At 66.7% G+C, this 22505-nt stretch carries 15 protein-coding genes and 1 pseudogene; 11 read left to right on the top strand and 5 right to left on the bottom strand.

Going from position 1 to position 22505, the window contains the following annotated elements; genetic code table 11:
• Both AC1DKD_RS15905 and AC1DKD_RS15900 read right to left on the bottom strand, forming a co-directional pair.
• Positions 1-1197, bottom strand: coding sequence for a benzoate/H(+) symporter BenE family transporter (locus tag AC1DKD_RS15905; RefSeq protein ID WP_441626851.1), 1197 nt, complete (start codon positions 1195-1197; stop codon positions 1-3).
• 123 nt (positions 1198-1320) lie between these two features.
• Positions 1321-2289 carry an amino acid ABC transporter substrate-binding protein gene (locus AC1DKD_RS15900; RefSeq protein WP_477143451.1) on the bottom strand — a complete coding sequence of 323 codons (969 nt, stop codon included), beginning with the start codon at positions 2287-2289 and terminating at the stop codon, positions 1321-1323.
• A 508-nt stretch (positions 2290-2797) separates the two neighbouring features.
• Between AC1DKD_RS15900 and AC1DKD_RS15895 the strand changes: the two genes are divergently transcribed.
• Positions 2798-4717: an ATP-binding cassette domain-containing protein gene (locus AC1DKD_RS15895; protein WP_477143450.1), complete on the top strand. Its 1920-nt coding sequence runs from the start codon at positions 2798-2800 to the stop codon at positions 4715-4717.
• Between the two features lie 55 nt (positions 4718-4772).
• Here the strand turns inward: AC1DKD_RS15895 and AC1DKD_RS15890 are convergent, their stop codons facing one another.
• Positions 4773-4913: a hypothetical protein gene (locus AC1DKD_RS15890; RefSeq protein ID WP_441626845.1), complete on the bottom strand. Its 141-nt coding sequence runs from the start codon at positions 4911-4913 to the stop codon at positions 4773-4775.
• The gene (locus AC1DKD_RS15885) at positions 4910-6142 is read right to left on the bottom strand and encodes an MFS transporter (RefSeq protein ID WP_477143449.1); all 1233 of its coding nucleotides are present in this window, start codon (positions 6140-6142) and stop codon (positions 4910-4912) included. The genes AC1DKD_RS15890 and AC1DKD_RS15885 overlap by 4 nt, the downstream gene beginning before the upstream one ends.
• Positions 6143-6447: 305 nt before the next feature.
• Here AC1DKD_RS15885 and AC1DKD_RS15880 point away from each other — a divergent pair, with 305 nt between their 5' ends.
• From AC1DKD_RS15880 to AC1DKD_RS15860, 5 genes and pseudogenes are all read left to right on the top strand, one after another.
• The gene (locus AC1DKD_RS15880; RefSeq protein ID WP_477143448.1) at positions 6448-8439 is read left to right on the top strand and encodes a DNA topoisomerase IV subunit B; all 1992 of its coding nucleotides are present in this window, start codon (positions 6448-6450) and stop codon (positions 8437-8439) included.
• A gap of 63 nt (positions 8440-8502) precedes the next feature.
• Complete coding sequence (locus AC1DKD_RS15875; RefSeq protein WP_441626840.1) at positions 8503-9282, top strand: lytic transglycosylase domain-containing protein; 780 nt, start codon at positions 8503-8505, stop codon at positions 9280-9282.
• A 92-nt stretch (positions 9283-9374) separates the two neighbouring features.
• Positions 9375-11726 carry a DNA topoisomerase IV subunit A gene (gene parC, locus AC1DKD_RS15870; RefSeq protein ID WP_441626838.1) on the top strand — a complete coding sequence of 784 codons (2352 nt, stop codon included), beginning with the start codon at positions 9375-9377 and terminating at the stop codon, positions 11724-11726.
• A gap of 116 nt (positions 11727-11842) precedes the next feature.
• Positions 11843-12415: pseudogene (locus tag AC1DKD_RS15865) on the top strand (chromate transporter); the annotation flags it as partial.
• Between the two features lie 119 nt (positions 12416-12534).
• The gene (locus AC1DKD_RS15860) at positions 12535-13065 is read left to right on the top strand and encodes a chromate transporter (protein ID WP_441626836.1); all 531 of its coding nucleotides are present in this window, start codon (positions 12535-12537) and stop codon (positions 13063-13065) included.
• Between the two features lie 168 nt (positions 13066-13233).
• Here AC1DKD_RS15860 and AC1DKD_RS15855 read toward each other — a convergent pair whose 3' ends face one another.
• Positions 13234-15066 (bottom strand): ABC transporter ATP-binding protein, encoded by a 1833-nt coding sequence (locus AC1DKD_RS15855; RefSeq protein ID WP_477143447.1) that lies wholly within the window; start codon positions 15064-15066, stop codon positions 13234-13236.
• Between the two features lie 356 nt (positions 15067-15422).
• On the opposite strand from AC1DKD_RS15855, the gene hutU reads away from it, so the two are divergent.
• From hutU to hutG, 5 genes are all read left to right on the top strand, one after another.
• A complete protein-coding gene (hutU, locus tag AC1DKD_RS15850; protein WP_035873839.1) occupies positions 15423-17108 on the top strand; it encodes a urocanate hydratase in 1686 nt (561 codons plus the stop codon).
• A gap of 2 nt (positions 17109-17110) precedes the next feature.
• The gene (hutH, locus tag AC1DKD_RS15845) at positions 17111-18643 is read left to right on the top strand and encodes a histidine ammonia-lyase (protein WP_477104282.1); all 1533 of its coding nucleotides are present in this window, start codon (positions 17111-17113) and stop codon (positions 18641-18643) included.
• 106 nt (positions 18644-18749) lie between these two features.
• On the top strand, positions 18750-20150 hold the full coding sequence (locus AC1DKD_RS15840; protein ID WP_477143446.1) for an amino acid permease: 1401 nt from the start codon (positions 18750-18752) through the stop codon (positions 20148-20150).
• Positions 20151-20345: 195 nt separating this feature from the next.
• Positions 20346-21653 (top strand): MFS transporter, encoded by a 1308-nt coding sequence (locus AC1DKD_RS15835; protein ID WP_441626826.1) that lies wholly within the window; start codon positions 20346-20348, stop codon positions 21651-21653.
• Positions 21650-22505, top strand: an 856-nt coding sequence (gene hutG, locus AC1DKD_RS15830) for a formimidoylglutamase (protein WP_477143445.1), incomplete at its 3' end; no start/stop codon positions are given. The genes AC1DKD_RS15835 and hutG, both read left to right, overlap by 4 nt.

Here is a 22505-nt window from a genome sequence, read left to right as displayed (position 1 = left end):
TTATCCGGCCCGGGGAGCGGTGCGCGGGCGCAGCACCAGCAGCGCCAGCATGCCACCCACCACGCCCCAGAAGGCCGAACCCACGCCGGCCAGCGTCATGCCGGAGGCGGTGATCATGAACGTGAGCAGGGCCGACTCGCGCTCCGCCGGGGTCTGCATGGCCGTGGTCAGGCCGCTGGCGATCGAGCCAAGCAAGGCGAAGGCGGCTACCGCGACCACCAGCGCCTTGGGAAAGGCGGCGAATAGCGCGGCAATACTGGCGGCCAGCACGCCCGCCACCAGATAGCCGAGTCCGCAAACCACCGCGGCCGTATAGCGCCGGTTGCGGTCCGGATCCGCTTCCGCGCCGGTGCAGATGGCTGCCGTGATCGCCGCGAGGTTGATGCCATGCGAGCCGAACGGCGCGAGCAGGACCGAAGCGATGCCGGTCACGGTGATCAGCGGTGACGCCGCTACGTGATAGCCGTCGGCGCGCAGCACCGCCAATCCGGGAATATTCTGCGAAGCCAGCGCGACGATAAACAGTGGCACGGCGATGCTGACGAAAGCCTGCAGCGAGAATGCCGGCGTGGTCCACACCGGCCGGGCCAGCGCGAAATGGAACGATTCGAAATGCAGCTGGCCAAGCGCGCCGGCCAGCGCCACGCCCACCAGCAGCACGCCCGGCACCGCGTAGCGCGCCCAGAAGCGCTTGCCCGCCAGGTACAACGCGAACATCACCAGCAGCAACAGGGTTTGCTGCTGGGCTTGCACGAACACGTCGACGCTGATGCGGAACAGGATGCCGGCCAGCAGGGCGGAGGCAATACTGGCCGGCAACGCGCGCATCAGTTTGTCGAACCAGCCCGTCAGGCCCGCCGCCGTCATCAGCAGCGCCGCCATCACGAAGGCGCCGATCGCCTCCGGATAGGGCACGCCGGGCAGGCTGGCGATCAGCAGGGCGGCGCCGGGCGTGGACCAGGCAATGACAATGGGAGCACGTGTCAGCAGCGTGAGCCCGATGGTGGTGACGCCCATGCCGATGGATAACGCCCAGATCCAGGAGGCAACCTGCGCATCCGACAGGTGGGCCGCCTGGCCCGCCTGGATCATCAGCACCAGCGAACTGGTATAGCCGGTCAGCATGGCAATCAGCCCGGCTACCAGGGCGGAGACGGAGAGGTCGGTCAGCTTCAGGGGGGCGGTGGCAGTGGACATGGAACGGGGACTTGGCTTGACGAGGCGGGCGCTCGAAAGCGGCCGGGCCGTCATCTTCGCACGAGTTGCGCCGTTCTTGCCCTGCCCTGGAGCATTGCAGGCTCCCCGCAGCCGCATGCGATGCTAGTCGGCAACCTTGTCGCTGGGGAACTTGAAGGAGTCGCGCAGCAGGTAGCTCATCGGGATGTCGAGGTTGACGCCGTGCGGCGGGATCGGCGACTGGAACCACTTCTTGTAGAGCTTTTGGGTCTCGAGCGAATAGATGGCCGAGACCAGCGTCTTGTCCACCAGCMGCTTGAACTCGGCGTCCTGCTTCGACAGCATGATGGCGTAGGGCTCGATCGTCAGCAGTTCGCTGGTGACGGTGTAGCTGGCCGGGTTGCGCGAGTTCGCGCGCAGGCCGTAGAGCAGCACATCGTCCATGACGAAGGCGTCGGCCTTGCCTTGCTCGACCATGGCGAAGGCTTCGGCGTGGTCCCTGGCTTCCACCACGCGGATCTGCATGGCGCCGGAGCCGTTGATCTGGCGAACCACGGCCAGCGATGTCGTGCCCGCCGTGGAGACCACCGTCTTGCCGCGCAGGTCGCCCAGCTTGCGAATGCCGGAGTCGGTCCTCACCAGCATGCGGCTGCCGGCGATGTAGTGCGGGATGGTGAAGGCCACCTGTTCGCGCCGTTCGCGGTTATTGGTGGTGGACCCGCATTCGAGATCGGCTTTGCCGTCGACGATCGCGGTGATGCGGCTGGCCGGCGTGACGGGCACGAATTCCACCTTGAGGGCGGGCAGTGTGAGTGCGCCGCGTAGCGCATCGGCTACCCGCAGGCAGAGGTCGACGGCATAGCCGTGCGGCTTGCCGTCGGCCACGAAGGAAAACGGTACCGAGCTCTCGCGGTGGGCGATGCGCAGCACCCCGGTCTGGGCAATGCGATGCAGCACCGGTGAGCCGTCGGACTGCGCCGCGGCAGGCCTGGCACCGGCGGACAGCCAGAATGTGAGCAAGGTTGATAGCAGGAGCAGCAGCGGCAGGCGGACCGGGCTGGGCGAAATCGCCAGCCCGGCGCCGCGCAGGCGCCGGCAAACCGGATGGATCATGGATGTCCCCGTACAAAGAAGCGAAAAAGGCGTCGAGCGGAAATGGCGTTGGGTCGCCTGCACCGGTTCGGACCGGTTTTTATGCTGCTACTGCCGTTGTGCTGCGGCCTGCTGGCCGGCAAGCATTGTTCCACGACGGCAAGCAGCCGGACAACGGTCGCGGCGTGGGGTGTTGCGTGGCGAGCAACAGGCCCGGAAGGATGCGGCCGGCCGCGGGCGTTGACGGGACTTTCCCTTACGGACTTGTCCGACTAGAGCCGGGCGGAGGCGCTTGCTATGCTCCGTTCGTGCCTTGCGAGCAGGGCACCGAGGAGAGACTCTTGGGCCCGCGCAAGCGCGGGCCCTTCTTTTTTTGGGCCGCGGCTCCGGGCGAGGGCGCACGGAGGTGGTCTACAATGCCGGCTACCTGGCACCCTGCCGCCTGCTTGCCGGCCGACGCCGGCGGGTGGCTGCGCGTTCAAGCCGCTTGAGTCGCCTTCCTTTCGCTGTCTCCTTTCGTATTGCTCCCATGGCCCTGTTTTCGATTTCCGACGCCCAGCTCGCCTTCGGGCACGTGGCCTTGCTCGACCATGCCGACTTCTCCCTCGAAGCCGGCGAGCGCGTCGGCCTGATTGGCCGCAACGGCACCGGCAAGTCGTCGCTGCTCAAGATCGTGGCCGGCCTGTCYGCGCCGGACGATGGCCTGATCGCGCGTCAGAGTGGCGTGACCTCGGCATATGTGCCGCAGGAGCCTCAGTTCGAGCCGGGCCAGACCGTGTTCGACGCCGTGTCCCTGGGTCTGGGCAAGGTTCACGACCTGCTGGTCGCCTATGAGGCGGCGCTGGCGGCGCTCGACGATAGCCACGATGAGGACTCGCTGGCCGAATTGCACCGCCTGCAGTCCGAAGTCGACGCCGCCGGGGCATGGGGCTTGCGTACGCGGGTGGAAACCACGCTGGCGCAACTCAGCCTTACTGCCGATGTGCGCGTGGATTCGCTGTCCGGCGGCATGCAAAAGCGCGTGGCGCTGGCGCAGGGACTGGTGGCAGAGCCCGACATCCTGCTGCTCGACGAACCCACCAACCACCTGGACGTGGAAGCGATCCGCTGGCTCGAAGACCTGCTGCTGGCTTTCCGCGGCAGCRTGCTGCTGATTACCCACGATCGCGCCTTCCTCGATCGCGTGGCCACCCGCATCGTCGAACTGGACCGCGGCCGGCTCGTTTCCTTCCCCGGCAACTTTGCCGCCTACCAGACGCGCAAGGCCGAGCAACTGGCCGCCGAGCAGGTCGAGCAGGCCAAGTTCGACAAGCTGCTGGCGCAGGAAGAAGTCTGGATCCGCAAGGGCGTGGAAGCGCGCCGCACGCGCAGCGTGGCCCGCATCCAGCGCCTGGTGACGATGCGCAACGAACGCGCGTCGCGGCGCGACGTGCAGGGCAACGTCAAGCTGGAGGTGTCGCAAGGCGAGCGCTCCGGCAAGATCGTCGCCGAGCTGACCAATGTCAGCAAGGCCTTCGGCGACAAGATGGTGGTGCGCGATTTCACCGGCGCCATCATGCGCGGCGACAAGGTCGGCCTGATCGGCTCCAATGGCGCGGGCAAGACCACGCTGCTGCGGCTGATCCTGGGCGAACTGGCGCCGGATACTGGCGAGGTCAAGAACGGCAGCAATATGCAGGTGGCGTATTTTGACCAGATGCGCACGCAGCTGGACCTGGAGCGCTCGCTGGCCGATACCATCAGCCCGGGCAGCGACTGGGTCGAAATCAACGGCCAGCGCAAGCACGTGATGAGCTACCTGGGCGACTTCCTGTTCGCGCCGGAGCGCGCGCGTTCGCCGGTCAAGTCGCTGTCCGGCGGCGAGCGCAACCGGCTGCTGCTGGCGCGCCTGTTCGCGCGCCCGGCCAATGTGCTGGTGCTCGACGAACCCACCAACGATCTGGACATCGACACGCTGGAACTGCTGGAGGAACTGCTGCAGGACTACAGCGGCACKGTKTTCCTGGTCTCSCACGACCGGGCCTTCCTGGACAACGTGGTGACTTCGACCATCGCCGCCGAAGGCGACGGGCGCTGGCGCGAGTATGTGGGCGGCTACTCCGACTGGCAGGTGCAGTCGGCGCGCAGCGCGGCCATGCAGGAAGCGCGCGCGGGCGAGCGCAAGGCAGCGGAAGCGCCGAAGCCGCGCGAAGCGCGAGCCCCCGGCCGCGTGGTCAAGCTGTCGTACAAGGAGCAACGCGAACTCGATACGCTGCCCGAGCGCATTGCCTCGCTGGAAAATGAGCAGAAGGCCGTCAGCGCGCAGTTGGCGGATGGCTCGCTCTATGTCAGCGACGCGGGCAAGGCCGCGCAGCTTGCGGCGCGGCACGATGAGATCGACATGGAACTGCTGGAGGCGCTGGAGCGCTGGGAAGTGCTGGAGGCGAAGACCAAGGCCGAGGCGCAGTAACGGGGCAGGGCGGTCGGGCGGGGGCGTCCCATGTGCCATGGGACGCCCGCCGTCCTTACCCGCACCAGGCCAGCACCATGTTAGTCAGATCCACCATGAACGCCGGCCGCAGGTAGGACATGAAGCCCAGCACCATCAACGCGGCCAGCGCCGCGAAGCCGCCGGCCCGCAAGGCAGCGGCGCGCGCGGCGCTCATGCCACTGCCGCCTGCGGGCGCGCGATCGCGTGCTCGCGTATCGGCAGGTTGACCAGCGCGGCGACGACGCCCAGCCCGATTGCGATCATCCACACCATGTCGTACGTGCCGGTGCGGTCGTACAGGAAGCCCCCCAGCCAGGCGCCCAGGAAGCTGCCGATCTGGTGCGAGAAGAACACCACCCCTGACAGCATCGACAGATACTGCACGCCGAATACCTGGGCAATGATGCCGTTGGTCAGCGGCACCGTGGACAGCCACAGGAAGCCCATCATGGCGGCGAACACCCAGGTGCTGGCGGCCGTCAGCGGCAGCAGCAGGTAGGCGGCGATCACCACCGAGCGGGTGATGTAGATCATCGACAGCAGGTGGCGCTTGGGCATGCGCTGGCCGAGCGCGCCGGCGSTRTAGGTGCCGAACACRTTGAACAGGCCGATCAGCGCCAGYGCCACKGTGGCGATCTTGGGATCGGTSARGCCRCGRTCCTTSAGGTASGGCGYCAGGTGCACGCCGATGAACACCACCTGGAAGCCGCACACGAAATAGCCCAGCGTCAGCAACTGGAAGTTGCGGTTGCCGAACGCTTCGCGCACGGCCTGGCCGATGGTCTGCTGGAAGCCGCTCCCGTGCCCCTCGCTTTGCGGCTCGCGCAGGCTGAAGGCCAGCGGCAGCATCAGGCAAGCCAGCACCGCCAGCACGAACAAGGCGTTCTGCCAGCCTGCCACCGAGATCAGCGTCTGCTCGACGGGGATCATCAGGAACTGGCCGAAGGAGCCCGCGGCGGCTGCGATGCCCATGGCCCAGACGCGTTTCTCTGGGCTGGCTACGCGCCCGATCACGCCGTACACCACGCTGTACGTGGTGCCGGATTGCGCAATGCCGATCAGGATGCCGGCGCCCGAGGCAAAGGCGGTGCCCGAGGTGGCCATCGCCATGACTACCAGGCCCCCGACATAAAGTGCAATGCCGATCAGCATGATGCGGAACGCGCCGAACTTGTCGGCCAGGGCGCCGGTGAACGGCTGGGTCACGCCCCACATCAGGTTCTGCAGCGCCAGCGCGAAGGCGAAAGTCTCGCGGCTCCAGCCGTGCGTCTGCGTGATGGGAAGGTTGAACAGGCCGAAACCGTGCCGGATACCCATTGACAGGGTGACGAGCAAGCCACCGCACATAAGGACTGTTGTGAGGGAAAGTGCCTTTTTCGGCGTGCTTTGAATGTTGTTCTGCATGGCGTCCTGCATCCTGGCTCGGTGTGCGTAGTGCTGTTTTTAGTTTTGCCGGCGCGGTCCGGGCCCGTCTGGGCTGCGCCTGTGCGAGCGAGTGTACCCCGCATCGGCTCGTGGCGTCGGGCGCCGCTCCGGGGCAGGGTTAGTGCCGAATATGCTGCATTGATCACTGTAACGCGCAGTCACGATTGGCACCAAGACGGCTGCGCGCTTCCATTACAATGCAGGCTGCCCGGCCCCCCCTGGCTGGCGTGCGGCAAGCGCCCCCCGCCAAGGCTGGCCGAGAATCCTACTAAGCAAGCGACTCCATGGCGAGCAAAACCAGTCAGTACAGCGAATCTTCCATCCGGGTCCTGAAGGGCCTGGAGCCGGTCAAGCAACGGCCCGGCATGTACACCCGTACCGACAACCCCCTGCATATCGTGCAGGAGGTGATCGATAACGCCTCCGACGAAGCGCTCGGCGGCCACGGGTCCGAAATCATGGTCACCCTGCACCGCGACGGCAGCGTCAGCGTGGAGGACGATGGCCGCGGCATCCCGGTCGGCATCCACCCCGAARAGCAGGTCCCGGTGGTGGAAATCGTATTTACCCGCCTGCACGCGGGCGGCAAGTTCGACAAGGGCAAGGGCGGCGCGTACGCCTTCTCGGGCGGCCTGCACGGGGTGGGCGTTTCCGTCACCAATGCGCTGTCGACCCAGCTCGACGTGACCGTCTGGCGCGACGGTAACTGTTCCACGCTGACCTTCTCCGGCGGCGACGTCACCGTGCCGCTGGCCACGCGCAAGCTCGRGCGCGGCGAGAAGAAGAGCGGCACGCGGGTGCAGGTGTGGCCCGACGCGAAATACTTCGATTCGGCCACGATCCCGATGGCCGAGTTGCAGCGCCTGCTGCGCAGCAAGGCCGTGCTGCTGCCCGGCGTCAAGGTCACGCTGCTGCACGAGAAAAATGGCGAACGCCAGACCTGGCAGTATGACCAGGGCCTGAAGGGCTACCTGGTGGAAGCGCTGGCACAGGGCAGCGGCGCCGAACTGGTGGTGCCGATGTTCGAGGGCGAGCACTTCGCCGACCCCGACGCCAACCCGGCCGAGGAAGGCTTCGCGGAAGGCGAGGGCGCTTCCTGGGTGGTGGCCTGGACCGAGGACGGCGCGCCGGTGCGCGAATCCTACGTCAACCTGATCCCCACCCCCGCCGGCGGCACGCACGAGTCCGGCCTGCGCGAAGGCCTGTTCCAGGCGGTCAAGAGCTTTATCGAGATGCACGCGCTGCAGCCCAAGGGCGTCAAGCTGATGAGCGAAGACGTTTTCGCGCGCGCGTCCTTCGTGCTGTCCGCCAAGGTGCTGGACCCGCAGTTCCAGGGCCAGATCAAGGAGCGCCTGAACAGCCGCGACGCGGTGAAGCTGGTGTCCGCCTTCAGCCGCCCCGCGCTGGAGCTGTGGCTGAACCATCATGTGGAATACGGCAAGAAGCTGGCCGAGCTGGTGATCCGCCAGGCGCAGGCGCGTACGCGCGCCGCGCAAAAAGTGGAAAAGAAGAAGGGCTCCGGCGTGGCCGTGCTGCCGGGCAAGCTGACCGACTGCGAATCCACCGACGTCAMCCGCAACGAACTGTTCCTGGTCGAGGGCGATTCCGCCGGCGGTTCCGCCAAGATGGGGCGCGACAAGGAGTTCCAGGCCRTCCTGCCGCTGCGCGGCAAGGTGCTCAACACCTGGGAGACCGAGCGCGACCGCCTGTTCGCCAACAACGAAGTGCACGATATCGCGGTGGCCATCGGCGTGGACCCGCACAGTGCCAATGACGAGCCCGACCTGTCCAACCTGCGCTATGGCAAGATCTGCATCCTGTCCGACGCGGACGTGGACGGCGCGCACATCCAGGTGCTGTTGCTGACCTTGTTCTTCAAGCATTTCCCCAAGCTGATCGACAACGGCAATGTGTGCGTGGCGCGCCCGCCGCTGTACCGCGTGGATGCGCCGGCGCGCGGCAAGAAGCCGGCCCAGAAGCTCTATGCGCTGGACGATGGCGAACTGGTGGCGATCCAGGACAAGCTGATGAAGGACGGCATCAAGGAAGGCGGCTGGCAGATCTCCCGCTTCAAGGGGTTGGGCGAGATGAATGCCGAGCAGCTTTGGGAAACCACCATGAATCCCGACACGCGCCGCCTGTTGCCGGTCGCGCTGGGCCATTTCGACCTGCCCCAGACCGTGGGCGTGATGAATATGCTGATGGGCAAGGGCGAGGCCGCGCAGCGGCGTACCTGGCTCGAAGAGCGTGGCAACGAGGTGGTTGCCGATATCTGATATCTGATGGCCAGGCAGCCGGCGTTCGTGACGTCCGGTGCCTGCATGACGCGAGGAATCCCGATGGCAAAGACCAGACCTACCAGCAACCGGCCGCGGCAGTGGATTGCCGCCGGCATGCTGCTGGCCGGCCTGGCCCTGGCGCCGGCGGCCCACGCGGCGCTGTATGGCTACATCGACGACGACGGCGTGGCGCATTTCTCGGATGAGAAGCTGGACGAGCGCTATACGCTGTTCATGAAGAACGGCGGCGAGCTCAAGAGCCCCTCGGTGGGCCGCGCCGGCGCCGGCGGCCAGATCGACCTGGAAACGCACAAGCTTTACCGCTACGTCGTCAACCATCCCAATATCGCCACGGTCGAACCCATCATCCGCCAGGTCGCGCAGGCGCAGAATGTGGATCCGGCGCTGGTCAAGGCGGTGATGGCGGTGGAGTCGGGCTTCAACGCCGGCGCGGTGTCGCCCAAGGGCGCGATCGGGCTGATGCAGGTGATTCCCGACACCGGCGCGCGCTTCGGCGTGAGCGCTGACGCGCGGCGCACGGTCGGGCAGAAGCTGGCCGACCCGCATACCAATATCTCGGCCGGCGTGCGTTATTTGCGCTGGCTGATGGAGCTGTTCCCCAACAACCTCGAACTGGTGCTGGCAGCGTACAACGCCGGCGAGGGCGCGGTACAGCGCTACAACAACAAGATTCCGCCTTATCCCGAGACCCAGCAGTACGTCAGCACGGTGCTGCAGTTCTATCGCTTCTACCGTCCGGGTGGCGCGCCCGCGGGGGTCGCGGGTGGGGGCATCAATCGCGTCAAGATGGTGATCGGCGGCCGCCGCAACATGCCCTGATCCGATCACGGACAACACGACGAACCGCATAACGAACAACTTGCAACCGGCGCACCGGCCAACGATGCGATGCGCCGTATTCTTGCCAATCCATGGAACAACAAGACATTCCGTTTGACCCAGGTTCACCCGACGAGGGAGCGGACTCGCTGACGCTTGCGCACTACGCCGAGCGCGCCTATCTCGACTACGCCATCAGTGTGGTCAAGGGCCGCGCGCTGCCGGAAGTCGCCGACGGCCAGAAGCCGGTGCAGCGCCGCATCCTGTTCGCCATGCACGAGATGGGCTTGCGCGCCGACGCCAAGCCGGTCAAGTCGGCGCGCGTGGTGGGCGACGTGCTCGGTAAATTCCACCCGCACGGCGACCAGTCCGCCTACGATGCGCTGGTGCGGCTGGCGCAGGACTTCTCGCTGCGCTACCCGCTGATCGATGGGCAGGGCAACTTCGGCTCGCGCGATGGCGATGGCGCCGCCGCGATGCGGTACACCGAGGCCCGCCTCACGCCGATCTCGCGCCTGCTGCTCGACGAGATCGACCAGGGCACGGTGGACTTCGTGCCCAACTACGACGGCTCGATGGAAGAGCCCAAGCTGATGCCGGCGCGGCTGCCGTTCGTGCTGCTCAACGGCGCTTCCGGCATTGCCGTGGGCATGGCCACCGAAGTCCCGCCGCACAACCTGCGCGAAGTCGCGGCGGCCACCGTGGCGATGATCCGCAACCCCAACATCACGCTGGCCGAACTGCTGGCGCTGATGCCCGGGCCGGACTATCCCGGCGGCGGCCAGATCATTTCACCGGCTTCGGATATCGCCGCGATCTACGAGAACGGCCGTGGCAGCCTGAAGGTGCGCGCGCGCTGGACCATCGAGGAAATGGCGCGCGGCCAGTGGCAACTGGTGGTGACCGAACTGCCGCCGAGCACGTCGTCGCAGAAGGTGCTGGAGGAGATCGAGGAGATCACCAACCCCAAGGTGCGTGCCGGCAAGAAGTCGCTCACGCCCGAGCAGTTGCAGCTCAAGCAGGGCATGCTGGCCGTGCTCGACGCGGTGCGCGACGAGTCCGGCAAGGACGCGCCGGTGCGGCTGGTGTTCGAGCCCAAGAGCAAGAACATCGAGCAGCAGGAATTCATCCAGACGCTGCTGGCGCATACCAGCCTGGAATCCGGCGCCTCGATCAACCTGGTGATGATCGGCACCGATGGCCGGCCGCGACAAAAGGGCCTTGCCGATATCCTGCGCGAGTGGATCGCCTTCCGCTTCGCCACTGTCACCCGCCGTACCCGCCATCGGCTGGGCAAGGTCGAGGACCGCATCCACATCCTGGAAGGCCGGATGCTGGTGCTGCTCAATATCGACGAGGTGATCCGCATCATCCGCGAGAGCGACGAGCCCAAGCCGGCGCTGATGCAGGCCTTCAGCCTGTCCGACCGCCAGGCCGAGGACATCCTGGAAATCCGCCTGCGTCAGCTGGCCAGGCTGGAAGCCATCCGCATCGAGCAGGAGCTGAAGACCCTGCGCGACGAGCAAGCCGAGCTGGACGTGCTGCTCAAGTCCGAGACCATGATGCGCCGCCGCATCATCAAGGAAATCGAGACCGACGCCAAGCAGTACAGCCCCGAAGACAAGGACCCGCGCCGCACGCTGATCCAGGAAGAGCGCCGCGCCGCCGCCGAAGTGCGCGTGGTTGACGAGCCCGTCACCGTGGTGGTGTCGCAAAAGGGCTGGGTGCGCACGCGCCAGGGCCACGGCCACGATGCGCAGCAGTTCACCTTCAAGGCGGGCGATGCACTGTACGGCACCTTCGAGTGCCGCACCGTGGACGTCATGCTGGTGTTCGGCACCAATGGCCGCGCGTACACCGTGCCGGTCGCCGGCCTGCCCGGCGGGCGGGGCGACGGCGTGCCGGTGACGACGCTGATCGAGTTGCAGCCCGGCAGCCAGATCGCCCACACCTTCGCCGGCAGCGTCGACCAGCGCATGCTAGTCGCCACGCGCGGCGGTAACGGCTTCCAGACCAAGGTGGGTGATATGGTCAGCCGGCAGAAGGGCGGTCGCGCCTACCTCACGCTGGACGAGGGCGACGCGCCGCTGGTGCCCGCGCCGATCGGCGAGGAAGCCACGCACGTGGCCTGCTTGTCGGCCAACGGCCGCATGCTGCTGGTGTCGCTCGACGAGATCAAGTCGCTGTCGGCCGGTGGCCGTGGCGTGATCCTGATGGAGCTGGAGCCCAAGGAGACGCTGTTGCAGGCGATCGCCGTGGGCGCGCCGGGCCTGTTGGTGTCCGGCGCCGGGCGCGGCGGCAAGCCAAGCTCGCAGAAGCTCTACGGCCAGCTGCTGCTGCCTTATGTGGGCAAGCGCGCCCGCAAGGGCCGCGCGCTGGATCTCAGGCTCAAGGAGCCGAGCATCGAGCCGGTACGGATCGTCCCCCCGGCAAGCGGCAACTAAGCCGCGTCAACCCAAACTGGCCCTGCGCGACAATGCGCGGGGCTTTTTTCTTTACCGCGCATGGCGGAACGCTCGGGTGCCATCCCGTCAGGCCATGTCTCTCCCGTTTACACGCGATGCCAGTTACTCCTTCCCCCGCCGGCGACGATCCGATGGTAGCGCTAGCACCCCCGCCCACGCCGCGGCGCCTGTTCATCGAATTTGCCCGCATGGGGCTCTCAGGCTTCGGCGGCGTGCTGCCGTTCGTGCGGCGCGCCGTGGTGGATCGCAACCGCTGGCTTGGCGACCGCGACTTCGTCGAGCTGCTCAGCCTCGGGCAGGTGCTGCCTGGCCCCAACGTGATCAACCTCGCGCTGATGCTGGGCCTGCGCTTTGCCGGGCTGCGCGGCGCGCTCGCGGCCTTCGCGGGGCTGGTGATGGTGCCAATGGTGGGCGTGCTGGCGCTGATGCTGCTGTACGAGCACTACCGCGACGTGGCGGCGGTGCAGCGCATGCTGACGGGCATGACGGCGGTGTCGGCGGGCCTGGTGCTGTCGACCGGCTTCAAGCTGGCGCAAAGCCAGCCGCGCACCGTGCGGGGGTTGATGATCGGCGGTGCGGCGTTTGTCGGCATCGGGCTGCTGCGCTGGCCGCTCGTGCCGGTGATGGCGGTGCTGGTGCCGATGGGCCTGGTGCTGGAGTGGCGCAGCGAGCAACTGGCGCGGCGCGCGCATGCGCCACTGGCGCCGACTGCGATCGACGCGCCCGGCATGCCGTCCAGCGATGATGGCATCGATGCCGTGCCGCCCGAGGCCAAGGAGCCGCGCCAATGAGCTCGCCCAACGTGCTTTCCAGCCTGCTCACGCATTTTCTGATGCTGTCATTCCTTGCCATCGGCGGGGCCAGCACCACCATCCCCGACATGCATCGCTTCCTGGTGGAGTCGAACGCCTGGATGAGCGACGCGCAGTTCTCCGCCATGTACGCCATCTCGCAGGCCGCGCCTGGGCCGAACATCTTGTTCGTTGCCCTGTTCGGCTGGCAGGTGGCGGGTCTGGCCGGCGCCATCGTCGGCATGATTGGCATTTGCGGGCCGTCCAGCGTGATCGCGCTCGGTTTCGAGTATTTCGCCGGCCGCTCGCCGCAGGCGCGCTGGCCCGGCCTGATCCGGCGCGGCCTTGCCACGCTGACCATCGGCCTGCTGTTCTCCACCGGCTGGATTCTTGCCGCGAGCGTGGATCACCGCTGGACTGCGGTGGCGGTGACGGTGGTTACCATCGGGTTGATGTTGAAGACCAAGGTGCATCCGTTGGTGTTGGTGGGGGTGGGGGCTGGGGCGGGGGTATTGGGGTGGGTTTGAGGGGGTGGTTGTTGTTGGTTGTTGGGGGAAAGGGCCTCTCTGTGTAGGTGGTTGCTGTTCTTTTAGCGGCGATGGTTTTTGCACCCAAGTGCGTACGGCGTCCCCCGCAGGGGGATGTCGTACGCCCTTGGGTGCAAGATGCCAACGCCGCCTACATCAATCCCCCAACTATTCCACCCCCACAAACCCCCCAGTCTGATGCGCCCACAACCGCGCATAAAGCCCCCCACGCGCCAGCAACTCCGCATGCGTCCCGCTCTCGGCAATCCGCCCATCCTGCAGCACCACCAGCCGGTCCATGCGCGCGATGGTGGAGAGCCTGTGCGCGATGGCGATCACGGTCTTGCCCTGCATCAGCGTCTCCAGGTTCTCCTGGATGGCAGCTTCCACCTCGGAGTCCAGTGCCGAGGTGGCTTCGTCCAGGATCAGGATTGGGGCATTCTTCAGCAGCACGCGCGCCACCGCGATACGCTGGCGTTGCCCGCCCGATAGCTTCACGCCGCGCTCGCCCACCTGCGCATCCAGTCCCGTCGCCCCATGCGCATCGCGCAAACGCGGAATGAACTCGCYGGCATGCGCGTCGTCCGCTGCCGCAAGCAGTTCGGCCTCGCTGGCGCCGGGCCGGCCGTAGCGCAGGTTGTCGCGGATCGAGCGGTGCAGCAGCGACGTATCCTGCGTCACCATGCCGATCTGCGCGCGCAGGCTTTCCTGCGTGACGCCGGCGATGTCCTGGCCGTCGATCAGGATGCGTCCTCGCTCCACGTCGTACAGCCGCAGCAGCAGGTTGACCAGCGTCGACTTGCCGGCCCCGGACGGGCCGACCAGGCCGATCTTCTCGCCAGGGCGCACCACCAGATCGATGTTTTCGATCACGCCCGAGCCCTTGCCGTAGTGAAAGCCCACGCCTTCGAAGCGCACCTCTGCGCGCGTGACGCGCAGCGCCTGCGCGTCGCCGCGATCGCCGATCGTGCGTGGCACGGCGATGGTCTGCAGGCCATCCTGCACCTGGCCGATATTCTCGAAGATGCCGCTGATCACCCACATGATCCAGCCCGACATGCTGACGATGCGGATTACCAGTCCGGTCGACAGCGCAATCGCGCCGACGCTGACATGGCCCTGGCTCCAGAGCCACAGCGCCAGCCCGGTGGTGCCGGCGATCAGCAGGCCATTGAGCGAGGTCACCGTGAAATCCATGGCGCTGACCATGCGGCCGGACAGGCGCGCCTTGTCGGTCAGGTCGGCCATGGCTTCGCGCGCGTAGTCTTCTTCATGGCGCGTGTGGGCGAACAGCTTGAGTGTGGTGATATTGGTATAGCCGTCGACGATGCGCCCCATCAGCCGCGAGCGCGCGCCGGTGGCGGCTACCGAGCGCGCCTTCACGCGTGGCGTGAAGTACAGCATGGCGCTCACGTAGCAGCCGATCCACGCCACGAGCGGAATCATCAGGCGCCAGTCGGCTTGCGCGAACAGGTAGAGGGAGCTGGCCGCGTAGATCAACACATGCCAGATTGCATCCACGGCCTGCACCGCTGAATCGCGCAGCGAGAAGCCGGTCTGCATGATGCGCTGCGCGATGCGCCCGGCAAAGTCGTTCTGGAAAAACGACAGGCTCTGCTTGAGCACGTAGCGGTGGTTCTGCCAGCGCACCAGGTTGCCCAGGTTCGGGTTGATGACCTGGTGCACGAGGATGTCGTGCAGGCCGTTGAAGAACGGACGCAGCAGCAGCGCCACCACCGCCATCCACACCAGCTCGACACGGTGGCGCGCGAAGAAGTCGGCGGGCGGCGTTGCTTGCGCCAGGTCGACCAGGCGGCCGAGAAAGCCGAACAGCGAGACTTCGATCAGCGCGCCAGCCAGCCCCACGCCCAGCAGCAGCGCAAAGACCGGCCACACCTCCCGCAGGTAATAGGCGTAGAAGCGCCAGATCTGGCCGGGCGGCTGGGTGTCGGGGAGGGCGCGGAACGGGTCGATCAGCCGTTCGAGGAAACGCATCAGCATGGGAGTCCAGGGGTTCTGCGGCGGCCGCCTCGTCCGGGTCGCCGGCGTGCTCGCAAGGCCGTATCGATGCCATGGGCATGCGGCGGGTCAGGAGCATGATACCGCGCTTGCGTATCGCGGATTTCGTACCCGTGGCAGGGGGCGTCCATGTCGCGGTACTTGGCGGCGTGCTCGAAGCGGCAAGCACTCTCCGTCACCCTCGTCATTCAAGCACTTACAAAGGCACTTTTTCGTCATGTGTGGGGCGTACCTCCGGGAATACCCCAATTTTCCTCTACTTGTCTATACAACACTATACATACCTAGCATGGCTGAACAGAGCGGTTCGAGCCAGCCTTATTCACCAAGGAGTTCCCGTGAGCAATACCTCCCGCTTTCGCGATGTAGAGATCCGCGCCCCGCGCGGCAGCCAGCTGAATGCCAAGAGCTGGCAGACCGAAGCGCCGCTGCGCATGTTGATGAACAATCTCGACCCGGAAGTGGCGGAGAACCCCAAGGAGCTGGTGGTGTACGGCGGCATTGGCCGTGCCGCGCGCAACTGGGAGTGCTATGACAAGATCGTCGAGACGCTCAAGACGCTGAACGACGACGAGACCCTGCTGGTGCAGTCCGGCAAGCCGGTCGGCGTGTTCAAGACCCACAGCAATGCCCCGCGCGTATTGATCGCCAATTCCAACCTGGTGCCGCACTGGGCCACCTGGGAACACTTCAACGAACTGGATGCCAAGGGCCTGGCCATGTACGGTCAGATGACCGCGGGCAGCTGGATCTATATCGGCAGCCAGGGCATCGTCCAGGGCACCTACGAGACCTTCGTGGAAGCCGGCCGCCAGCACTACAACGGCAACCTCAAGGGCCGCTGGGTGCTGACCGCGGGCCTGGGCGGCATGGGCGGTGCGCAGCCGCTGGCCGCCACGCTGGCCGGCGCSTGCTCGCTGAACATCGAATGCCAGCAGGCCAGCATCGATTTCCGCCTGCGCACGCGCTATGTCGACGAACAGGCTACCGACCTCGATGACGCGCTGGCGCGCATCGCCAGGTACACCGCCGAAGGCCGCGCCGTTTCCATCGCGCTGTGCGCCAACGCCGCCGAAGTGCTGCCCGAACTGGTGCGCCGCGGCGTGCGCCCGGACATGGTCACCGACCAGACCAGCGCCCATGACCCGCTAAACGGCTACCTGCCGGTGGGCTGGACCTGGGGCCAGTACCGCGACCGCGCGCAGACCGACCCGGCAGCGGTGGTCAAGGCCGCCAAGCAATCGATGGCGCTGCACGTGCGGGCCATGCTGGACTTCCAGAAGATGGGCGTGCCCACCTTCGACTACGGCAACAACATCCGCCAGATGGCCAAGGAAGAGGGCGTGGCGAACGCCTTCGATTTCCCGGGTTTCGTGCCGGCCTACATCCGCCCGCTGTTCTGCCGCGGCATCGGCCCGTTCCGCTGGGCCGCGCTGTCGGGCGATCCGCAGGACATCTACAAGACCGATGCCAAGGTCAAGGAACTGATCCCGGACGATGCCCACCTGCACCGCTGGCTGGACATGGCGCGCGAGCGCATCAGCTTCCAGGGCCTGCCGGCGCGTATCTGCTGGGTCGGCCTGGGCCTGCGTGCCAAGCTTGGCCTGGCGTTCAACGAGATGGTGCGCAGTGGCGAACTGTCGGCGCCGGTAGTGATCGGCCGCGACCACCTCGATTCCGGCTCGGTGGCCAGCCCCAACCGTGAAACGGAAAGCATGAAGGATGGCTCCGACGCGGTGTCCGACTGGCCGCTGCTGAACGCGCTGCTCAATACCGCCAGCGGCGCGACCTGGGTCTCGCTGCATCACGGCGGCGGCGTGGGCATGGGCTTCTCGCAGCATTCGGGCGTGGTGATCGTGTGCGACGGCACCGACGAAGCCGCCGCCCGCATCGCGCGCGTGCTGCACAACGATCCCGCCACCGGCGTGATGCGCCATGCTGATGCCGGCTATGACATCGCCATCGACTGTGCTCGCGAGCAGGGCCTGAACCTGCCGATGCTCAACCACAAGAAGGAAGCCTGAACGTGAACGCGCTGAACCTGAAACCTGGTCAACTGAGCCTGGCGCAGCTGCGCCAGGCCTATCTGCAGCCGCTGCGCGTGAGCCTGGACAGCGAGGCCGCCGAGGCGATCGCCGCGAGCGTGGCCTGTGTCGAGAACATCGTTGCCGAAGGCCGGACCGCCTACGGCATCAATACCGGCTTCGGCTTGCTGGCGCAGACGCGCATCGCCCGCGAAGACCTGGAGAACCTGCAGCGCTCGCTGGTGCTGTCGCACGCCGCCGGCGTGGGCGAACCGCTCGACGACGCCATGGTGCGGCTGATCATGCTGCTCAAGATCAATAGCCTGGCGCGCGGCTTCTCCGGCATCCGCCGCAAGGTGATTGATGCGCTGATTGCCCTGGTCAATGCCGAAGTCTATCCGCATATCCCGCTCAAGGGCTCGGTGGGCGCCTCCGGCGACCTGGCGCCGCTGGCGCATATGTCCCTGGTGCTGCTGGGCGAAAGCCGCGCCCGCTACCAGGGCGAATGGCTGCCTGCGCGTCAGGCCCTGGCCCGCGCCGGCCTCGAGCCGCTGACCCTGGCCGCCAAGGAGGGCCTGGCCCTGCTCAACGGCACCCAGGTATCGACCGCCTACGCGCTGCGCGGCCTGTTCGAGGCCGAGGATCTGTTTGCCGCCGCCACGGTATGCGGCAGTCTCAGCGTAGAGGCCATGCTCGGCTCGCGCGCTCCCTTTGACGCGCGCATTCATGCGGTGCGCGGCCAGCGCGGCCAGATCGATGCGGCCGCCACCTATCGCGATCTGCTGACCGATACCAGCGAGCTGGCGCGTTCGCATGCGCAGTGCGACAAGGTGCAGGATCCCTACTCGTTGCGCTGCCAGCCGCAGGTGATGGGCGCTTGCCTGACGCAATTGCGGCAGGCCGCCGAGGTCCTGGAAGTGGAGGCCAACGCGGTCTCGGATAACCCCTTGGTGTTTGCCGCCGAAGGCGACGTGATCTCGGGCGGCAATTTCCACGCTGAACCGGTGGCGATGGCTGCCGATAACCTGGCACTGGCCATCGCCGAGATCGGCTCGCTGTCGGAGCGCCGCATTTCGCTGATGATGGACCGGCACATGTCGCAGCTGCCGCCTTTCCTGGTGGCCAACGGGGGCGTCAACTCGGGCTTCATGATTGCCCAGGTCACCGCTGCGGCGCTGGCCAGCGACAACAAGGCGCTGGCCCATCCGCACAGCGTCGACAGCCTGCCTACCTCGGCCAACCAGGAGGACCACGTGTCGATGGCGCCGAATGCCGGCAAGCGCCTGTGGGCCATGGCCGAGAACGTGCGCGGCATCCTTGCCGTGGAGTGGCTGGGCGCCTGCCAGGGCCTGGACTTCCGCGAAGGCCTGAAGAGTTCGCCCAAGCTGGAGCAGGCACGCAGCCTGCTGCGCGCCGAGGTGGCCTACTACGAGAAGGACCGCTTCTTTGCGCCGGATATCGAGTCCGCGAGCAAGCTGCTGGCAGGCGGCATCCTGAATGCACTGCTGCCGGCGCGGCTGCTGCCCAGCCTCTGAGCCAGGGGCATGACGCCCGGGACGGCGCAGCGGCCGCGCAGAGGATTGCGTGGCAGGCTGCCGCCGGCACCCGGGCGCGACAGAACAACGATTCGGAGACAAAGAGATGCAAGAGCAGTCGCAAGGCCTGCAGCGTAGCCTCAGCGCCCGTCATATCCGCTTCATGGCGCTCGGGTCGGCCATCGGCACAGGACTCTTCTACGGCTCGGCCTCGGCCATCCAGGCCGCGGGACCGGCGGTGCTGCTGGCCTACCTGATCGGTGGCGCGGCGGTCTACATGGTGATGCGTGCGCTGGGGGAGATGGCCGTGCGCAACCCGGTGTCGGGTTCGTTCGGGCAGTACGCCAGCACTGGACTGGGACCGCTGGCGGGCTTCCTGCTTGGCTGGACCTACGCTTTCGAGATGATCATCGTTTGCCTGGCTGACGTGACTGCCTTCGGTATCTACATGGGCTTCTGGTTCCCGGACGTGCCGCGCTGGATCTGGGTGCTGGGCATCGTGTTCCTGATCGGCGGGCTCAACCTGCTCAGCGTCAAGGTGTTCGGCGAACTGGAGTTCTGGCTGTCGCTGCTCAAGGTCGGCGCCATCGCCGCGATGATCTGCGGCGGCGTTGCCATCATGCTGTTCGGCCTGGGCATGGCCGATGGCGGGGTCGCCACCGGCATTCACAATCTCTGGGAGCACGGGGGCTTCATGCCCAACGGTATCGGCGGCATCATCGCCTCGCTCGCCGTGGTGATGTTCGCCTTTGGCGGCATCGAGATCATCGGGATCACGGCCGGCGAGGCGCGCGATCCGGAGCGCGTGATTYCGCGTGCCATCAACGCGGTACCCCTGCGCATCCTGCTGTTCTATGTGCTGACGCTGGCGGTACTGATGTCTCTCTATCCATGGCATCGCATCGGCAGCGAGGGCAGCCCCTTTGTGCAGATCTTCAGCCGGCTGGGCATTGGCTCGGCCGCCGCGCTGCTGAATGTCGTGGTGATCTCCGCGGCGGTATCCGCCATCAACAGCGACATCTTCGGCGCCGGGCGCATGCTGTACGGCATGGCGGTGCAGCGGCAGGCGCCGCGCATTTTCGCGAGCGTATCGCGCAAGGGCGTGCCCTGGATGACGGTGGTGGTGATGGCCTTCGCCCTGCTGGCCGGCGTGGTGCTCAACTACGTGATGCCCGAGGACGTATTCACGTTGATCGCTTCCATCGCCACCTTTGCCACTGTCTGGGTGTGGCTGATGATCTTGCTGTCGCAGGTCGCCTTGCGCAGGCGCATGAGCCGCACCGAAGTGGCGGCGCTGAAATTCCCCGTGCCGTTCTGGCCGGTGGCGCCGCTCGCAGCCATTGCCTTCATGCTGTTCATCTTCGGCGTGCTTGGCTGGTTCCCGCAGACCCGCGTCGCGCTGCTGGTGGGCGCGGTGTGGCTGCTGCTGCTGGTGGTGGCATGGTGGTGCTGGGGACGGCCGCGCGGCGGGGCGGGCGTATCTGCGCCCTACCTGGCAGCGGACTGATACATGCACATGCGCTGACCAGGCCTCGGCAGGGTCAGCGTTGCCCGGCATCCGTCCAGCCGGATGCCAGGGCGAACGGCAGCGCACGCCAGCCCCGCGCGCTACCGCTGCGGCGCGAATCGTGCCGTCCCCCCCTGGGTTGCGCCCGTCGCCCGCTTGCGGGCGGCCAGGATTTTCTTGCTTCGGAGTTACCTAATGTCCATTGACAACACCATCCCCGGCATAGCGGCCCGGCATGCCGCCACGGCCCAGCCGCTGTCCAAGATCCAGGCCATCGCCGCCATCACCGTCGGCAATGGCCTGGAGTTCTACGACTTCGTGGTCTACAGCTTCTTCGCCACGCTGATTGGCCGCCTGTATTTCCCTGTTTCCGACCCCACCGGACAGTTGCTGCTGTCGTTTGCCACCTTCGGCGTTGGCTTCCTGATGCGCCCGCTGGGCGGCTTGCTGATCGGCATGTACGCCGACCGCGTCGGCCGCAAGCCGGCAGTGGCGCTGACGCTCTGGCTGATGGGCCTGAGCTCGGTGATTTTCGTGGTGACCCCGACCTATGCCCAGATCGGCATGCTCGCGCCGATCATGATCCTGCTCGCGCGGCTGGTGCAGGGCTTTGCCATCGGCGGCGAGATGGGCGCTTCCACGGCCCTGCTGCTGGAATATGCCGACAACCGCTCGCGTGGCTTCTATACCAGCTGGCAACCGTTCAGCCAGGGCCTGGCGGCGCTGTTCGGCGCGCTGGTCGGCCTGCTGCTCAGCAATGTGCTGGAGCAGCAAGCGCTGGAAGCCTGGGGCTGGCGCCTGGCATTCGTGATCGGCATCCTGGTGATTCCGGTAGGCCTGGTGATTCGCCGCCGCCTGGAAGAAACCGCGCCGGCCGCTGGCGAGTCGGAGCGCGGCTCCACCCTGCAGTTGCTGCGTGAACACGGCCGTGCGCTGGTGGCCTGCATCCTGCTGATGATCGGCGTGGCATCGTCGACCTATATCGTCGTGTACTACCTGAGCAACTACGCCGTCAGCCAGCTGCACATGCCGCTGTCGCTGGGCATCTGGGCCGCCTGCGTGGCCGCCGCCGTGCAAGTGGTGTTGTCGCCGTTCGCGGGCTGGCTGAGTGATCGCCTGGGCCGCCGTCCGGTGGTGCTGTGGTCGCGCGTGGCATTGCTGCTGATGATCTATCCCGCCTTTGTGCTGATCAACGCCGAGCCAAGCCTGACGCGTCTGCTGCTGGTGGTGGGCTGCCTCTCGGTGCCGATGTCGATGACCTCGCCGGCTTCGATGGTGCTGGTCAGCGAGGTGCTGCCGCAGCGCCTGCGCGCTACGGGCCTGTCGATTGCCTACTGCGTGGCGATCGCCATCTTCGGTGGCTTCGCGCAGTTCTTCTCGACCGAGCTGATCCATCTCACCGCCAATCCCAATGCGCCTGCGTTTTACGTGATTGGCTGCGGCCTGGTCTCGCTGATCGGCCTGGCGATGGTGCCGGAAACCCTGGGCCGCCGCCTGTCATGAGCGAACTGGATCCCGCGGCCGGCACCGTCTGGCGCGGCCGCACCGATAGCAACGAGACTGGCGATACCCGTCGCCTGTTCAATGTGGCGCGCACCGAAGGTTCCGCTCGCGAACCCGGCGCGCCGGTGCTGCTGGGCTTTTGCTGCGATGCCRGCGTGCTGCGCAACCAGGGCCGTCCCGGCGCCGCTGGCGGCCCGCGCGAAATCCGCCGCGCGCTGGCGGGCGTCCCTGCGCATGGCCTGGCTGCCTTCCACGATGCCGGCGACGTGGCCTGCAACGATGGCGATCTCGAAGCGGCGCAGCAGGCGTTGGCGCAAGCGGTCGCCGCGGAGTTGGGGCAGGGCGCATTCACGCTGGTGCTGGGCGGCGGCCACGAGATTGCCTGGGGCACCTGGCAGGGCCTGCGCGCGCATCTCGATGCCCGTGGCGACCAGGGCCGCGTGCTGGTGATCAATCTCGATGCGCACTTCGATTTGCGCACCGGCCGCCCCGGCAGTTCGGGCACGCCGTTCGACCAGATCGCGCAGGCGTGCCGGGAGCGTGGCCAGCGCTTCGAATACGCGTGCCTGGGCGTCAGCCGCCTCGGCAATACCGCCGCGCTGTTCGCGCATGCGGATGGGCTTGGCGTGCACTATGTCGAGGATGTGCAGATGCAGGAACGGCACCTCGACGCGCGGCTTGCCGAATTGCAGGCCTTGATGGACGAGGTCGACCATGTCTACCTCACCATCGACCTGGACGTGCTGCCGGCGGCGGTGATGCCGGCGGTGTCGGCGCCGGCAGCCTATGGCGTGCCGCTGCCGGTGGTGGAGGCGATCGTCATGCTGGTGCGCGCCAGCGGCAAGCTGCGCG

Source organism: Cupriavidus sp. 05T313 (assembly GCF_056396665.1).
The sequence above is the reverse complement of the archived record's forward strand: the minus strand, read 5'-3'. Positions and strand labels throughout refer to the sequence as shown.